Here is a 15630-nt window from a genome sequence, read left to right as displayed (position 1 = left end):
GTCCGCTTATGAGTTCTGCCAAGGGTATATAAACGGCTTCGTACCTCAGCCGCCCTTGGCAAAAATCATAAGCTCCCCGATGAAGCTTTTAGAAATTGGTTAAAAGAAAAATAATGAGTTAATTTGAAATCGTAAAAAAACAACAGGACAGAGTTCAGCTAACATTCCCTTTGCTTATTTCTACTTATTTAAACAAAAACATCATTCGACGTTGCGAACTAGGAACCCCTATGATATTATTTAAATAATCTTCTTTGTGTAGCAAGGTGCCTTTTTGAATATAACCTTCACCAAAAGGAAGCTTACATCCCCAAGAACCAGACATTACCTTTTTATTAAAATCAGTTACCTTAACCAAGGTATATGTACCTACTGAAATAAAGCATGCTTTATAAGCCACTGCCTCACTTAATGCACTCGCCATATTTTCCTTTGTTAAAGTAATAGACTTATCAGCCTGGTCGTAAGCTATTTTATTAAAGCTAGAAATAGGTGAATATTCATTTAATGTTAGTTCTCCATAATCTATAACACCCGAAGAAAATTCCTTAATGATTTCACTTTTCGATTTCTGCGAAAATGCAGAGAACGATATAACAGCTGTGAGTAAAAGTGCAAAAATAACTCTCATAAAAAATATATTTTAATGCTTAAATATTTTATCAATTAAATGAATGCATTCGTAAAAAAAATGCCTTATGGAGTACAAATATATAATAAAAAAAATAAACATCTGATATCTGATCAAACGAGATGGAACAATCTGTCAAACCATCTATAATTCACAGGGCACTAGATTTCAGCACAGGTACTAAAAGTAGAGGCTCCCATTACAAATCTTTGTCAAATATGGATACTACAATAATTCCTGTTACCCGCTATCAGTCGCATTTTAATATAATTCTTAGCTCACAATGACTACTCCAACAAGGACCTATGACGCCACTGCAACAATCTTAGAATCAAGTATATTCAAAAAATGAGATACTTCCTTTTCATCGATCATATGCACCGGCACCCTAAACTTTTTCGGCTTATCTCCCTGCATATAATGTACAAATATTTTCTTATCACTAACTCTTTCAACCTGCTTTAGATCAGAGAATTTAATGTAGTTAGCAGATGCCAACGCGGAAAACTTGGTTTCTAAATGATGCTCGTAAACCTTGATAATTTCTTTGTTACTTTGAATGGATGTCATAACAAGAAAGAAAATTCCTAATCCAATGAGATGTGGTGCGCCTATGGCAATACCCACCAAACCAACACATGTCATCAGAACTCCATTGATATATTGCTTGTTAATGAATTTCTTACTGGGCTTTACTGTATTTATTGCTTCCATGATTTCTTTTTTAGTTATTGTAAAAGGTTTTCTTTTTTTCTTCATCTAATATTTTTCGAGCTCCAAAGGCACCAATGAGTCCAATAGGCACCATAACGGCTGAGGAAATCAGAAATACTTTTGCTCCTAACGTCTTTTTATCAGAAACAATAAGAAGAATTCCAATCACATTAGCCAACACGATGGCTGCGACAAAATAAAATAGAAACGAATACTCCGGATCACCTAGAAAACTCAAGGCAATTAGTGCGTGTATAACTACCGCTGCAATCATTTGTGGTTTGATCATTTTGCTAAATTTTTGTTATTATATCTATTTTAAATTAAACCTCTCCATTAAACAGTCTTAACCTTTACTCAGCTACCAATTGCACGAAAGACATTTTATATACCCCAAAAATAACAAAGCTATACAACAGGAAGCATCAAACACTCGGCCAGTCCTTAGTCCATTAAATCCATTGTCTACCTAGTCGATGATAAACAACACACCGAGATTCAAACAACATATAATCTGAGATATCTTAGCAACAGGCACTTGTTTATCAAGTATTACTTATAACAAGACCCATTTTCGTCCAGCACCTACCTTATGGGACGGGGTAAGTTATACTCATATTAGGTTCATCATTTGGTTAAATACTCCATTTAATTAGGTCACTTCGTTATATACCTCAATATATAAAATATGCAAGCTCATCATTTATTCATATCTGACATACAGACATTAACATACAATAAAGCACATGTAGCTTCACTAATTAGCAAGTTTAAACATACACCTTGCATCTCACAAAGAAACAGAAAACTTATTATTTACACAATTATAGATATGGTAAAATAATCCGGTTTCAAAATTTATTTGCTTACAGGTAATTTCAATCATAATTTATGTATTTTTATAACAGCAAATAATCATCTGTTGATTTTTACTTATCTTAGATAAGGCCAATAACAATCTTTAATAATACCGAACTTAAAAAGTAATCTCTATGCTTAAAATAGCCCAAATATTCCTATTGTCCTTATGTGGCATAATACTTACTGCACAAGAATTTCCGGATGCGCTTAAAGTACAAAAATACACCCTCAGTAATGGATTCACAGTATATCTAAATGAAGACCATAGTACATCTTCCGTAAGGGGAATGGTTGCTGTAAAAGGAGGTAGCAAAAGAGACCCGGAAGATGCCACAGGTATTGCCCATTATTTTGAGCACATCATGTTTAAAGGGACCGATAAGATGGGTACGGTTAATTACAAGGAAGAAAAAGTTTACCTTGACAGTATTGCATTAGAATATAATAAACTGGGGGGAAACTACCGACAAAGAAGAGCGAGAAGCTATTCAGCTAAAAATAAACGAACTTTCCCTAAAAGCATCAGACTATGCTATTCCTAATGAATTAACTCGTATTATCAACGGTATGGGAGGAGATGAGTTGAATGCTTTTACCGGATATGAATATATATGTTATCTCAATACCTTTCCGTCAACAGAGATGGAAAAATGGCTCGAAGTGTATTCGCACCGTTTCGAGAACCCTGTATTTCGTCTTTTTCAATCAGAGTTGGAAACCATCTACGAAGAAAAAAATCGTAAGGCCGATAATATGGGTTCAGCCTTTCTGGAGAGTCTGATGAAAGAAATGTACAAAGGCACTCCTTATGGCGACCGCACAATTTTAGGCACCGCCGAAGACTTGAAAAATCCATCTCTATCAAAAATGAGAACTTATTATGAGACCTATTACGTCCCTAATAATATGGCCTTAATTTTAACAGGAGATTTCGATGCAGAATCAACCAAGCCTCTGATTAAAAATAAGTTTGGTACATGGGCAGCTAAAGAATTACCTAAGCCACAAGAAATCAAAACAAAACCATATAAAGGAAGAGTTCAGGTTAACAAACGACTATTGCCTATAAAAGTAGGAATTCTGGGTTATCACACGGTACCTATTGGTCACCCCGACGAATTAACACTCAGTATTTGTCATCGTTTACTATCCAATTATTCATCAACCGGATTATTGGATGAATTGGTAAATGACAACAAGCTGATGAGCGCCGATGCCGATTGTATGGATTTTGAAGAGGTAGGCGGTGATTTTATTGTCATAGTTCCAAAAATCATGGGTCAGTCATTAAAAAAAGCCGAAAAAACCGGAGAGAATGGACATCATAAAAAAGAACATCAAACAAACAATTAATTAATAATAAACGTCCAGGTTTCAGATCCCTTAGCCAAAATATCCCGCATTGGAAGTATGTAGGTTGTACCGAAGATCCTAACAAAGTTCTCTATGAAAATGCCAATGCTTTATCTTTTGATAACGTAGAAGATTTTTACAACAAATATATTAAAAACAAAAAAGTCATAATTACTATTGTAGGAGATAAAAAGCCAATAGATTTTGATAAATTAAGTCAGTTTGGTAAAGTCACCGAGCTAAAAGCTAAAAAATTATTCAATTAAACAATAATATCTGGCTTTATGAATAGTCGAACCCGGAGTTCTCATTCAGATCTTAACATGCGCACAATATTCATCCTACTTACAATGTTTAATTATAGCGTAGCTTTATTTTCAAAGAATATTTCAGGCAGGATATCCGATAATAATGCACAAACCCCCACTTCTTTTGTGAACATTGGAGTCTGAGAGTAGAAATAAAAAATAAAGATTTAGTTTTTCAAATCAATGTGGAGTGAAACCAGCAGTTTCACCCCGCATTAATAAGCATTGTTATTTAAGAGAAATACCAATCCTTATTCAAGAAATAATGAAGCTAGAAGGATTCCATATGACCTCAGAAGGATAAATTTAACCATATAAAACAATCTGGCACATGTCAAATAATGCTTAGCTGGCTTTAGCGTATGCTTATTAATGCTATTGTTTAACAAATCTAGCAGCAATACCCCCCTCCATTACACAGAAATAAGTGCCTACAGTTAAATCGCTAACATTGACATAAGTATCACTGGTACTTTTTACTACCCTTCCACTTACATCACAAATATGAACAACCCCTTCTACTGGTTTTATTATTGTAATAGAAGAACTTGCCGGATTTGGATAAACATTAATTACTTCTTGATCCGCCACTATTTTATTGAAATGAGTAGAAGTGGAAATTGCGGCCAGGTTTGGAAAATTCCCTGACAAGGTTAAACGATAAAGAATATCAAACGCTCCCCCAAAGTATGAGTTATTAATATCCCACTCCTGATTTTCAAGATTGGTATAATATTCACTTAATTTATTTGAATAGGCACTTGAACGTATAAAAACTGAGCCAATAGCCCCTACAAAAGTAGCATTGTTATAAGCACCTATAATACTACCCGTTGCGTATTGAATCTTATCTTTAATATCGGAAGCACTTGTGTTTTCAAAAGAATTTAAAATACAGTCGAGGTATATTTCTGCGTTATCCCCTCCCCACCAAGCATAACCCAAAGCTACACGCCAGGGAGTTCGAATACCATCATAGCTCATTTCTGTACCTAAATTATCTTTGGGATTATTAGGATTGTACCAATCGGAAGAAATACCAGCATCACTTTGATTTTCCAGCACTTCTGAAAAACTGGCATGGATCACATCGTTCCAGAAGGATTTATTGGATGAATCGAACTGGGCAAACAGACCTAAGCCAAAATACGAGAAATAGGATGGATTTTTTTTACTGTTCCATACATCACCTGGTTTTAAAACCATGTTTTCATCCACTTCATATTGCCTTATTTTGCTTAACAAGCTCAAAGCATCTGTTTTGTAATTTTCATCACCAAATTGGTAGTAGGCCATAATCAATGCCACCGCCACATCTAATTCTGCATCTGTGGCAGCATTAGAACCAACTACATGACTAAAACCACTTATCTGCCAATGCATAAGTCCGTTTTCATTTAAAAAACTATTGTAATAAGTCCACAGTTTATCAAATTCAGTCTGATAGCTCTTGTTGTTATCACTCATATAAACAGCCAACAGCATACCATAGCCTATTCCCTCAGAAACAGTTAGCGATTTATCATCAAATTTAATGCGTGCAAGTTGGCCACTTTCTTCATAATACTGGCCCCACCAAGTTTCAAAATCTGTTTTTAACTGTGCTGAATTTACCGTAGTAAGATTATGGCCGTAAGGGTAAGAAATATTTTGAGGAAATGGATAATTCACCTGAGCCAATATTGTTGTAACAAACAGCAAACCAAGTGTTAAAAAGCCAATTGATTTAATCATTTTGTATTGTTTTAGATGTTTTGACTGAAATTTTGTGTTATATAAAAATAATGGAATGTGAGTTTTTACTGACTCACACAATAAACAGCTTTTCATGCTGTTTATTATAATGTAAATATGTGTATGTATTTTGTAAAACACAAATATTTATTTTTTATTGTTTAAATCAACCAAAATACCATTTCTTTCTATCATGATCTATTTTTGCTAACTGCGTACTATTTTTACTAAAATATCTAAGCTAAAAAAACCAAGTACGACGTTTTTTAAACCTATCTTTGCCTAAACCCTCATGCCCATCCTGTTGAACAAACAAAAAAACAAAGCGACAAGTTTCAAAGCTATTTTCAAGGCATCAGAGACGTTTACAACGATATTCGGGTTAAAATACAGCTCCGCTTTTTTAGTCTAGATCTTTGGAACCTAAACACCGCATCCTAATTGACAACAATAATACTTATTACAAGTTCAACTAGTGCTTATAGCAGTTTTTTATAGAAATAAAAAACACGTTTTGCGCTAAAAAAATTGGCGTCATTTTTTTTAAAAAATACTACCTTTACGTCCGTAAAAAAACAACTATAAACCACCAACAATTTTTACATTTTAGAAGAAATAGAATGAACATAAAGCCTAATCCATTCATAACAATTGCATTATTCGCTATTATCATACACCTGCCAATCCGTTCTTTATCCCAAAGAATGTGTCAGGTCAACACAACAATAGAAGGAGCCATAGCCAATAAAAATGAAGTTACCCACTTGTTTTTATACAACCAGGGACTTAGTGAACTATCCCCTAAAATTGGAAATTGTATCTCTTTGGAAAACTTAACGCTAGCCTACAACCAATTTACAGAACTACCCTCCTATTTAGACAAATTAGTTCATATAGAAAAAGCTGATTTTAGCAACAATCAACTTAATAATATCTCTGTAATTACTCATTGGCCGCAGCTTACCCGCTTATCTATATCCAATAATAAAATAAGTGAGTTACCAAATGCAATTGGCAAACTCAATAGTCTGTATATTTTTTATGCAGAGAACAATCTGCTTTGTGAATTACCGGAGTCTTTTGGTGACTTAAAAAATATTTCCGAGATAAACCTTTCATACAACCAATTCACAACCTATCCTGCTGCGTTAACACAACTTGAAAAGCTAGAAAATATAAATCTAAGTCATAACAAAATCACAAATTCCCCATCTGATTTTGGTAATTTAAATTACTTAGAATCTTTAAATTTAGCGTATAATCAAATTGATTCACTACCCGAAGGCATTACTCATTTTGAAAGGTTACACCATCTAAACCTCGAAGGGAATAAGTTGACCAGGTTACCCGAGTCATTCGGAGATTTGAAAAATATTAAACAACTAAACATCTCCAACAATCAATTCAAATCACTGCCCTTAAACTTTTTAAACTACTACTATATTGAAGAGTTAAATGTTAGCCACAACCAACTAAGTGATTTACCGGCTGACTTTTCTGAATTGCGTTTTAATACACTAAACTTAGCCCACAACAACTTCACACACTTCCCCTCAAGCATTTTAATCTCTACAATCAGGACACTAAACTTAAACGACAATAACATTAGTTTTTTACCAGACAATATTTACCTCTTAAGCTCGGTTGAGGACTTATATTTAGGAAGCAATAATATATCAGTACTTCCAGAAAACATAGCCAGACTAAGCACATTAGAGTATTTAGATTTAAGCAATAACGGCCTGACACAATTACCTACAGGTATAAGGTCGTTAACTAATCTTAAATTCATTGACCTACGGAAAAATCCCTTACCAATGTCTGAAATATATAGTTTGAAGGCGGATTTACCACAATGCGCTGTAATATATTAACACCCTCAACTGAATTTTTATTATGAACTTAACCATAAACTTGAAACACGCTATACGAAAAGGACATATTGCACTATTCGTAATAATTGGAATACAGGTGCAATTATCTGCGCAGCAAAATATTCAACTAAAATTTAAACCCAACACCAAGCAAGAATACATTTACCGTGCCGAATCAGAAATTAACTCCGGCTTTAAATCTATTGCATATACTTCCTTTAAAGCAAATAAACAGAGCAACAAAAGTTTTTTAATTGAAGAAAAAATAAAAGAGCTCAACGTATTTGATGGCAATGAACAACTATTTTCCTTAAACACCTTTCTGGAACCATTTGAAGAACGCTATTTTATACAACAATTTTTAAAATCATCTGTATTTAAACGAAAAATTTCCAAGACAGGAGAAACACTTTCTCCTTATTCGTTTAAGGAAGAAATCGCAGAATCACCCTATGGTGTTGGACTCGACGATGAGGTAGAATTATTTTTAGATATATTTCAAAAAAATGGGAACTACTTTTACCTAAATAAAAAACTTTCAGTGGGTGATAGCATAACCGAAAAACGCCAATTCTTATTAACTAATAACTATTCAGGTATTAAACATAATACATTTCTAATTTCCTATCACGTTATACAAATTACCGATGCGCAAACTGTATTTACCTACAAAGTGCAAGATGAATATACAGCCTACCGACAAACTGTTGATTGTAGTATTGAAGGAATATTTATAATTGAAAACAAGTCCGGGCTTCCTTTATATATAGCTGAAGTGACAAAATTCGATGACGAAATGATAGCAGTAAACACCATTAATCGCGATGATTTTAAACAGGTTAGTGTCGATTTATACGATCAGGTGAATGTTAATTACAATTATTTTTCGGATCAATTTTTAAAATTATTTCCTTCTTCTTCTAAAAATTTCCCAAACAAAAGTAAGAGGGACGCTGAAACAAAATTAGCAGCGGTAGATTACGGTTTATTTTTAGAGAGAAAGTCAAGGAATAGAACCAATTTAGCAATTGGATCTGTCGAGGATTGCTCCGACATTAAAATTGCCTGTAATAATGTAAAACTTCGCTATTGCAATCAGGAGGTTCGACATATTAAAAACATTGAAGATGAAATTATCTTAATTAACCCTTACGAAGGTATTAGCGAAATCAGATCTACAGGGATAGGCCAAGATTGTCCTATTGAGGAGGTCTCCATAGACATTACATCAACCATTTTCTATGGAAAAGATTCAACCATCTTATACCCAAAGGATGTTGAAAAAAAACTGAATGTGCCTTGTATGACACCCTATATTGCCCAATGGGAAAATAATAGCATCTGCTTATCAGATTTGGCCTTTTACGTAATATACAACAATAAAGGACAAGCGCTTACCCATGCTAAAATCCAGCCTTATTCGCCATTTTATGCTAAAACAGCCTCTCTTTTAGGTGTAAATGAGGAGGATGTGACTCAAGAACAAGCCTTTTTGTTTGCCCCACTGTTTAATTGCCCTATTAAAAATACATTTTGCAAATACACCTTTAACGAGGAGGTTAGCAAGGTTGTTGTGTATTATCCGCCATCATCAATTACACAAACCAGACGCATGACAACAACCGGCATCGACAAAAAAAAGGAAAAAAAAATATACCAAAAGGCAACGGAACGCCAAGAGGAAATATACGCTCAATACAATGATGCGAAACAAGAAAACATGGATAGTATCGCCGAAGCGGAAAATGACAGTCATAAAATAGACAGCGAAGAGCCTGTATTTGGGATAGTGGAAAGCATGCCTGAATACCCCGCAGGGGAAAGCGCCATGCATGCTTTTATCCAAGAACAACTCAAATACCCACAAGATGCCCTTGATGAAGGCATACAAGGTAATGTGTATATCCAGATTGTGATAGAAAAGGATGGCAGTTTATCGAACGTTAAAGTAGTTAAAGGGGTATCAAAATCATTAGATGCCGAAGCTATTCGTGTTGTAAAAAGCATGCCTAAATGGACAGCCGGAAATCAACGAGGACAAAATGTACGCGTTTCCTATACCGTTCCAGTTCCATTTATCTTACCCAATTAGTAGCAAAAAACCTGTGCATTTAAACCTAAAAATTAAGCAATGAAACTCTTTATATTCTGCAGTTTATTTTTCATTTCATTATTGAGTAGCGCTCAAAAGCCCTCTTTGGTTGCCGATATTAACACCTCACCTATCCCATACGGTTCGGAGCCCGATGACTTTATAAGCTTTAACAATCAGCTCTATTTTACGGCCAAAACCCCGGAATATGGTCGCGAACTATGGAAGTATGACAAAGAATCTGGCGCTTCACTTGTAAAAGACATTGCACCAGGAAGTCCGGGTTCAGAAATAGACGGTCTTAAAGTAATCAATAACTATTTATATTTCTCGGCTGACGATAATAAGCATGGCAATGAACTCTGGCGTACCGATGGAATTAACCCGCCCTGCATGGTGAAAGACATTGCTCCCGGCACGACCGGTTCGGGACCTGATTATATGACAGCCTATAAAGATGGAATTGCCTTTTTAGCACATTATAATAATGAAGAATACTTGTACTACCTCAATGCTAAAGATTCACTGAAACGACTTATCGATTACCCTTTAAGTCGCAGTAAGTACAATCATGGCATTCCTCAGGAAGACTGTAATTCACTTTTTGTACTAGGTAATAGAATTTATAGTGATTTTAACTACACCCATAGTGGGGATGAATTTGGCTTTGTAAATGACACTGCCAAATTTCCGTTTTTCTTTGAATTAGTTGAAGGAACAAAAGGAAGCCGACCCAACAATATTACAAAATATAAGGATAATATATACTTTGTTGCAAATCACCTAGAAACAGGTCGGGAAATCTGGCGCACCAAGGATAGTACTCATTTAGGCCTGTTTTTTCAAACAAACAGAAGTGCCGAAAGTAGTAACCCGCATTCTTTTAAAGTACTGAAAGACACCTTATGGTGGTTGGCCAGCGATAGTCTTGGCAATGAATATATCCATCGCTACGGGAATGGAACTGTTATAACCTATTTTGATGAAGAAGGCGACTGGAATCCTGAGGTAGATTTCAAGGATGTGTTAACTTCCTTCAACGACGCTTTTGTTTACACTAAACAGGTAGAATCAGACAACTTTCTTTACAACAAAGATTTATCAAGATACTCATTCAATGAAGAAAAATCTATTTCTAGATCAAATCCCCGAAAATATAAAGCCTTGTGCTTATATAACCGCGAACAAAATACACAAACACTAATAAAAACAAAAAACAATACCCCCCTTGAATACAATCAATCCAAAAGTCACTTTACAATATTTAACGATCAATTGGTTTTCTGTGCCAACGACGGCCACACGGGTTTTGAAATATGGAGTTCTGACGGCATAAATCCTGCGACCCAATTATGTGATATAAATAAAGCGTCGTATAGCTCTAACGTCCGCAGCATGGTTTCTATTGGTAGTACTATTTATATGGTTGCAAACGACGGGAAGCATGGTCACGAGGTCTGGAAATACGAAGTCAACGGCAAAGCCGGCATGTTGAAAGATATTGAACCGGGCAGGCTGTCCAGTAACCCAGGTAAGCTTAGCGTATTGAACAATAAACTGTATTTTCAGGCGCAACAAAAGGGCAACCCTCAGGTATATGTAAATAACAAAAATGGAGAAACTCAACAACTCAACAATATCCTAAAAACGGTTCAATTTAAATGGGCTACTATAACTAAGGTTCTTAACGAACAACTACTTTTAACAGCTGAAAGCGAGGATGGACGTAACGGTGAATGGCTTTACGACGGTGAAAATGAACCGATATTTCTCCAAAACATAAACAATAATACTTTAGGTATATATTTTAATCGCGATAATTTTCCCTACTGGACTGACGATGAAAAAATAAGCGATTCAAAATCGATATCTGATTTACAGAAGGAGTTTAAATCGGAACATAAAACATTTTTCGATGCCAAAGCAATAGAGGTAAACGGGACCAAACTTGTGTTAGGTTATAATCCAGGATACGGATTTGAACCCTGGATATATACTGATAATAAATTACCAGAACTATTAAATGATTATTATCCAGGTCCGCAAAGTTCGAAGTTTACCATTCTGAAGGCTACCGATAAACTGGTCTACTTCTCTTGTTATAACAAGGACGGCATTTATTCCTGGTGGGCTTATGACGGAATCAATGAGCCCAAACACTTAATAAGCTTCGATGATCAATGGGATGCACCAACGCAATTTTTGTATTTTGACAATAAACTTTACTTTACGGCCACTAAAGATTATGGATATAATCAATTGTGGAGCATTAGCGATAAAACAGCACTTAAAGCCATTACGCGTAATAGCGACGATAGACAAGCAATTAGAAAAATAAACTATGTGTTTAGAGGCATCAACAAACTATTTCTTATTGCGAGTGACAATAATTACGATAATGGCCTATGGGAATGCGATGGCAATAGTGCTCCCAAAAAAATACAGAATGCCCACTACAAATTTGGGGAAAATAAAGACCAGTTTTTAGGAACTGACAAATATATATTCTACACGTTTAATGATAAAGAAATAGGAAACGAACTTTGGATGTACGATGGCATTCATCCTCCAAAAGCTTTAACAGATATACAAAAAGGCGTAAAAGACTCCAATCCCCGTTTATTTCACCTGCTAGACAACAAGCTCTATTTTTTGGCAAATGATGGGTTTAATGGCGAAGAGCTTTGGATGGTTGAGCTTGAATAGTAAACCATGCAGGAATACTGAAGTTTTATGCATGCTACCGTCGTTGCTGTCGATCGGTATAAAACTCTTCTACTAAACTATCCGACAAATCCTTAAACACTTCGGGCTTTATTTTTCTTCGACACTGAACAAATGCACTCTTTGTATAATGCTCGGCATTTTTAACCCCGATGTTGCACTTTATAAAGCTAACGAGGTTTTCAATTTCGATAGCAAGACTCTTTGTTTGCAAATTTAACATAAACAATATGGTGGTCTGAAACGATTGTTTTCTTTTCCTGGTAAAATCATTTTTAGAAACTTTGTACTTTAAAACTATGTTCTCAGAAAACACCTTACTCCAGATTTTAGATAGAATAATTTCAGGTGTTTTTTCATGTTCGTATTCCTTTGATTATGAATTAAATATACAATGATTTACACCTTGACTTAAGGCATTGACCGTGCGAGAGCGGGTTCTATAGTCTTTTTTATTTCTTCCTCCATGTTTATGACTTAACCTCTCCAGTGTTTTTCTCGCTCCTTTTGCTGCTTTGGCGTTGCTTCGGGCGTGGGCAGACTGCTATAATATAAAGGCTTTGGAAAACCCTCAGCTTTGCGCCGCTCAAAATCCTTTTGTCTAAAAGCATCAAAGGCTTCTCCTGGTGGTAAAGGGCGGTTTTTATCCATATACCAAGTTATAAATGATAAAGCCTCATAGCAAGTTATACCGCCTATGGGAAAAAACTGCCAAGAGCCAAATCTATCAGGTCTTAGTATTTGTAATTTATATGCTCCGACTGCATTGGGACCACCTGTTGTATAACCAAACTTAATATCATCGAAGTGCATGGTAATATTCTTATTCCAATGCCAACCAGGAAAAGTAATAGTGCCATCCATGCGGTTAAATATGATTTCTTTTTGGGGCATGGTAAAATAATAAACCGTAAACCATAATGCTAAAAAAGAACACACACAAACAACAACTTTTTCAAATCCATTTAGTGCACCACTACAATACCAGTCTTTAACTCCTGGTAAAGCAATAAATAATGCTACCCCCCCCAATAATAGGGAGCATATTTTCCGCATTTTTATTATAAATAAAGCAATCTGATGCATATATAAATGCTTCCCTTTTTGGAGCAAAGAATTTTTCACAAATCTGCTTAGGCAACCAGCTTTCTTCGCCAAAATCAGCTATTTTATTGGTGTATTTATACCCTTGGTGCGTAATAGGGCGATAGTATTTTTTTACCTCTTCCTCCATGTATTTGGTTTTAACAAATCATCTATCGGTTTAATTTTTACTCTTTTGTCCTGTTTATCGTCAGCGTAGGTTAATTCACTCACATTTAACAATATACCCAAGCTTCGCTTTTTGTCGCCAATAGGCAAGGGATACTCCATAGGGTTAGCATCACTTGGTTCCACCCTTAAAAGAAGCAATAACTGACTGCCATTATTTACTTTGTTTCTTAGGTCATTAGGGATATTAAAATGCATAATAGCCTGTTGGTAACCATGCTGAATAGGTACTCCCAGTTACTTTGGTCTGTGCGCCATTGAGCTCTGCACCTGAGGAACCTTCGATAATAGAATTTACTCCACGCAAGGTCGCATCTGAAGCAGCCTCCAAGCCTAGCTCACCCCCTCTATTCACCGTGGTATCGCCATCGGACTGAACCGTAATATTGCCCTGGGCTTGCTGCGTTAAGTCGCCTTGGGCGGCGCTTGCTATATTACCCTGGGCACCAATATTTATATTCTCTTCGGCATTGATCGTGATGTTTTTGGCGCTAATTTCAATATTCTCGGTAGAACTGATGTAAAGCGACTTAGCCTGGGTGTCGAAGGTGATGATACTACCGTCGGTATCGTAGATATTTATTTTCTCTTCGCCTTCGGTATCGTTAAATCTCTTTACAACACAATTATAATTACAAGTAAACTATTACTAACAAAACTTATGGTACACAATACAATCGTGTACCAGCGAGGGAAAAACATTACCAAATTTGTTTCTAAATTTATAAGTATACAAAAGGATTAAAATTATATATATCAAATTCATTTATAGATAATTTACCAAAGTCATCCACTGTTAAAGAATAACTAACAACGGTATCATCTTCCTTAAACTTTTCGATAACACATTTATTTAGAAACCACGAATTATCATTTAAGCTATACCGAAAATCATATTTAAATTCATATTCAACATTTGATCCATATGGAAGTTTTATAAAATTAAAAGAGAATATATCTTTCCGTACATTTAAATTGCTATAACCAACATCAGACCTTTCGCCAAAACTTAATGAGGGTAGAACATCTTTTGAACAAACGAGCTCTTTAAATCCTGTTTTAGTCATCTCCATCAACAATAGTAACCTTTTAACCGGTGCATCATCCAACTCCCTAAATTCCAAATCTCTTTCATTTTTAATTACCAGACAAATTAGAACACCTTTGCGATTTTTCCCAAATTTAATTCCTAATGAATCTTTAATAATAAACCCTTCTTTATAATATTGACTTAAGGCAATATCAATATTATTAGCCGTAACAACAATATTGCTTTTTGACTGTGCCAAACTACAACTTGAAATCAGCAAAAATGTAAAATATAAAACCCTAAAATTTCTCATATTACCTATTACTACATTTATTAACATTAATTACTTTAATTACTTTAATTACCTCTTTAAAATTCTCTCTTCTATCACTATATGAATCTGTATTTAAATTAATTACAGATGTTATTGAATCCACAACTTCATCTGTTACCCCATTATCTGCCTTTTGGTTTAAACCTTTGTACTTTATTGAAAGCCCATTTTTTTGAAGACCAATGGGCTCAAGTAAATACCACGACTTGTTATCTTTAGCCTTATAAATTTTACCTTCTTTGATGTCTACAATTACATCGGCCAATATCTTAGTGTTCACATTATCATCCATAGGGCTGATGATATATACTTCTGATACGTCTTCTAGTCTAAAGTACTTTTTTGTCTCGGTTGCGATTTCGGTGGTAGCCGGAACACTTAAGGTGAGTGGTTTTTCTTCCAGTTCTTCATTCTTCACCCAAAAGGTTTGCCCCTTATTAGGTGTTTGATATTCTACACGCCTTTGTTTATAAGGCGTATAATCCGTTACAAGCTTAACCGTATCACCCATTTGAGCGATATCACCCTCAGAACCCGTCAAGGGTATCTAAACGGCTTCATTACTCAATCGACCTAGGCAGAACCTGAACGCTACCTGAATAAGCTTATAGATATTGTGTCAACGAAAAAATAACTTATTTTAAAAACCGAATAGAAAACTGGAAACTATTTTAAGCTCCCGACTCCTCTTTACTTTCATTCG

Annotated in this window: 14 protein-coding genes; 5 read left to right on the top strand and 9 right to left on the bottom strand. The window is 35.2% G+C overall.

Features of this window, described 5'->3' with window-relative positions:
* Window positions 1-184 precede the first annotated feature (184 nt).
* The 3 genes from CYTFE_RS0119795 to CYTFE_RS0119785 all read right to left on the bottom strand — a co-directional run bounded on the left by CYTFE_RS0119795 (window position 185) and on the right by CYTFE_RS0119785 (window position 1634).
* Window positions 185-631 carry a hypothetical protein gene (locus CYTFE_RS0119795; protein WP_027473233.1) on the bottom strand — a complete coding sequence of 149 codons (447 nt, stop codon included), beginning with the start codon at window positions 629-631 and terminating at the stop codon, window positions 185-187.
* A gap of 303 nt (window positions 632-934) precedes the next feature.
* Window positions 935-1345: a hypothetical protein gene (locus CYTFE_RS0119790; protein ID WP_152541884.1), complete on the bottom strand. Its 411-nt coding sequence runs from the start codon at window positions 1343-1345 to the stop codon at window positions 935-937.
* Between the two features lie 10 nt (window positions 1346-1355).
* Entirely contained in the window at window positions 1356-1634 is a 279-nt protein-coding gene (locus CYTFE_RS0119785; RefSeq protein ID WP_027473231.1) for a hypothetical protein, read from the bottom strand.
* Between the two features lie 703 nt (window positions 1635-2337).
* Here CYTFE_RS0119785 and CYTFE_RS29065 point away from each other — a divergent pair.
* A complete protein-coding gene (locus tag CYTFE_RS29065) occupies window positions 2338-2748 on the top strand; it encodes an insulinase family protein (RefSeq protein ID WP_027473230.1) in 411 nt (136 codons plus the stop codon).
* Complete coding sequence (locus CYTFE_RS29060; protein WP_407689947.1) at window positions 2648-3559, top strand: M16 family metallopeptidase; 912 nt, start codon at window positions 2648-2650, stop codon at window positions 3557-3559. The genes CYTFE_RS29065 and CYTFE_RS29060 overlap by 101 nt, the downstream gene beginning before the upstream one ends.
* Window positions 3560-4242: 683 nt before the next feature.
* On the opposite strand, the gene CYTFE_RS0119770 is transcribed toward CYTFE_RS29060, so the two are convergent.
* Window positions 4243-5601: a glycosyl hydrolase family 8 gene (locus CYTFE_RS0119770; RefSeq protein ID WP_027473228.1), complete on the bottom strand. Its 1359-nt coding sequence runs from the start codon at window positions 5599-5601 to the stop codon at window positions 4243-4245.
* 620 nt (window positions 5602-6221) lie between these two features.
* Between CYTFE_RS0119770 and CYTFE_RS0119765 the strand changes: the two genes are divergently transcribed.
* From CYTFE_RS0119765 to CYTFE_RS0119755, 3 genes are read left to right on the top strand one after another with little or no spacing between them, the layout of a single operon-like run.
* Window positions 6222-7475, top strand: coding sequence for a leucine-rich repeat domain-containing protein (locus CYTFE_RS0119765; RefSeq protein WP_027473227.1), 1254 nt, complete (start codon window positions 6222-6224; stop codon window positions 7473-7475).
* 22 nt (window positions 7476-7497) lie between these two features.
* Entirely contained in the window at window positions 7498-9567 is a 2070-nt protein-coding gene (locus CYTFE_RS29055) for an energy transducer TonB (RefSeq protein ID WP_052343319.1), read from the top strand.
* A 39-nt stretch (window positions 9568-9606) separates the two neighbouring features.
* Window positions 9607-12273: a hypothetical protein gene (locus CYTFE_RS0119755; protein ID WP_027473226.1), complete on the top strand. Its 2667-nt coding sequence runs from the start codon at window positions 9607-9609 to the stop codon at window positions 12271-12273.
* A gap of 495 nt (window positions 12274-12768) precedes the next feature.
* Here CYTFE_RS0119755 and CYTFE_RS27400 read toward each other — a convergent pair whose 3' ends face one another.
* The 5 genes from CYTFE_RS27400 to CYTFE_RS0119715 all read right to left on the bottom strand — a co-directional run bounded on the left by CYTFE_RS27400 (window position 12769) and on the right by CYTFE_RS0119715 (window position 15468).
* Complete coding sequence (locus tag CYTFE_RS27400; RefSeq protein ID WP_154665706.1) at window positions 12769-13347, bottom strand: hypothetical protein; 579 nt, start codon at window positions 13345-13347, stop codon at window positions 12769-12771.
* Between the two features lie 162 nt (window positions 13348-13509).
* On the bottom strand, window positions 13510-13761 hold the full coding sequence (locus CYTFE_RS0119735) for a hypothetical protein (RefSeq protein ID WP_027473223.1): 252 nt from the start codon (window positions 13759-13761) through the stop codon (window positions 13510-13512).
* Window positions 13751-13918, bottom strand: a complete 168-nt coding sequence (locus CYTFE_RS30170; protein WP_154665705.1) for a hypothetical protein — start codon at window positions 13916-13918, stop codon at window positions 13751-13753. Before CYTFE_RS30170 ends, CYTFE_RS0119735 begins: the two co-directional genes overlap by 11 nt.
* 367 nt (window positions 13919-14285) lie before the next feature.
* Window positions 14286-14906, bottom strand: a complete 621-nt coding sequence (locus tag CYTFE_RS0119720; RefSeq protein ID WP_154665704.1) for a hypothetical protein — start codon at window positions 14904-14906, stop codon at window positions 14286-14288.
* A gap of 1 nt (window position 14907) precedes the next feature.
* Window positions 14908-15468 carry a hypothetical protein gene (locus CYTFE_RS0119715; RefSeq protein WP_027473220.1) on the bottom strand — a complete coding sequence of 187 codons (561 nt, stop codon included), beginning with the start codon at window positions 15466-15468 and terminating at the stop codon, window positions 14908-14910.
* Window positions 15469-15630: the final 162 nt, after the last annotated feature.

The sequence above is a fragment of the Saccharicrinis fermentans DSM 9555 = JCM 21142 genome (assembly GCF_000517085.1).
Taxonomy (GTDB): Bacteria; Bacteroidota; Bacteroidia; order Bacteroidales; family Marinilabiliaceae; genus Saccharicrinis; species Saccharicrinis fermentans.
This window is presented reverse-complemented; position numbering and strand designations above follow the sequence as displayed.

Bases quoted from the DNA above. Each gene is read 5' to 3' on its own strand.
- CYTFE_RS0119790 (WP_152541884.1), bottom strand. From the start codon at position 1,345: ATGGAAGCAATAAATACAGTAAAGCCCAGTAAGAAATTCATTAACAAG.
- CYTFE_RS27400 (WP_154665706.1), bottom strand. From the start codon at position 13,347: ATGCGGAAAATATGCTCCCTATTATTGGGGGGGGTAGCATTATTTATT.
- CYTFE_RS0119795 (WP_027473233.1), bottom strand. From the start codon at position 631: ATGAGAGTTATTTTTGCACTTTTACTCACAGCTGTTATATCGTTCTCT.
- CYTFE_RS29055 (WP_052343319.1), top strand. From the start codon at position 7,498: ATGAACTTAACCATAAACTTGAAACACGCTATACGAAAAGGACATATT.
- CYTFE_RS0119755 (WP_027473226.1), top strand. From the start codon at position 9,607: ATGAAACTCTTTATATTCTGCAGTTTATTTTTCATTTCATTATTGAGT.
- CYTFE_RS0119785 (WP_027473231.1), bottom strand. From the start codon at position 1,634: ATGATCAAACCACAAATGATTGCAGCGGTAGTTATACACGCACTAATT.
- CYTFE_RS0119770 (WP_027473228.1), bottom strand. From the start codon at position 5,601: ATGATTAAATCAATTGGCTTTTTAACACTTGGTTTGCTGTTTGTTACA.
- CYTFE_RS29065 (WP_027473230.1), top strand. From the start codon at position 2,338: ATGCTTAAAATAGCCCAAATATTCCTATTGTCCTTATGTGGCATAATA.
- CYTFE_RS0119765 (WP_027473227.1), top strand. From the start codon at position 6,222: ATGAACATAAAGCCTAATCCATTCATAACAATTGCATTATTCGCTATT.
- CYTFE_RS0119720 (WP_154665704.1), bottom strand. From the start codon at position 14,906: ATGAGAAATTTTAGGGTTTTATATTTTACATTTTTGCTGATTTCAAGT.
- CYTFE_RS0119735 (WP_027473223.1), bottom strand. From the start codon at position 13,761: ATGCATTTTAATATCCCTAATGACCTAAGAAACAAAGTAAATAATGGC.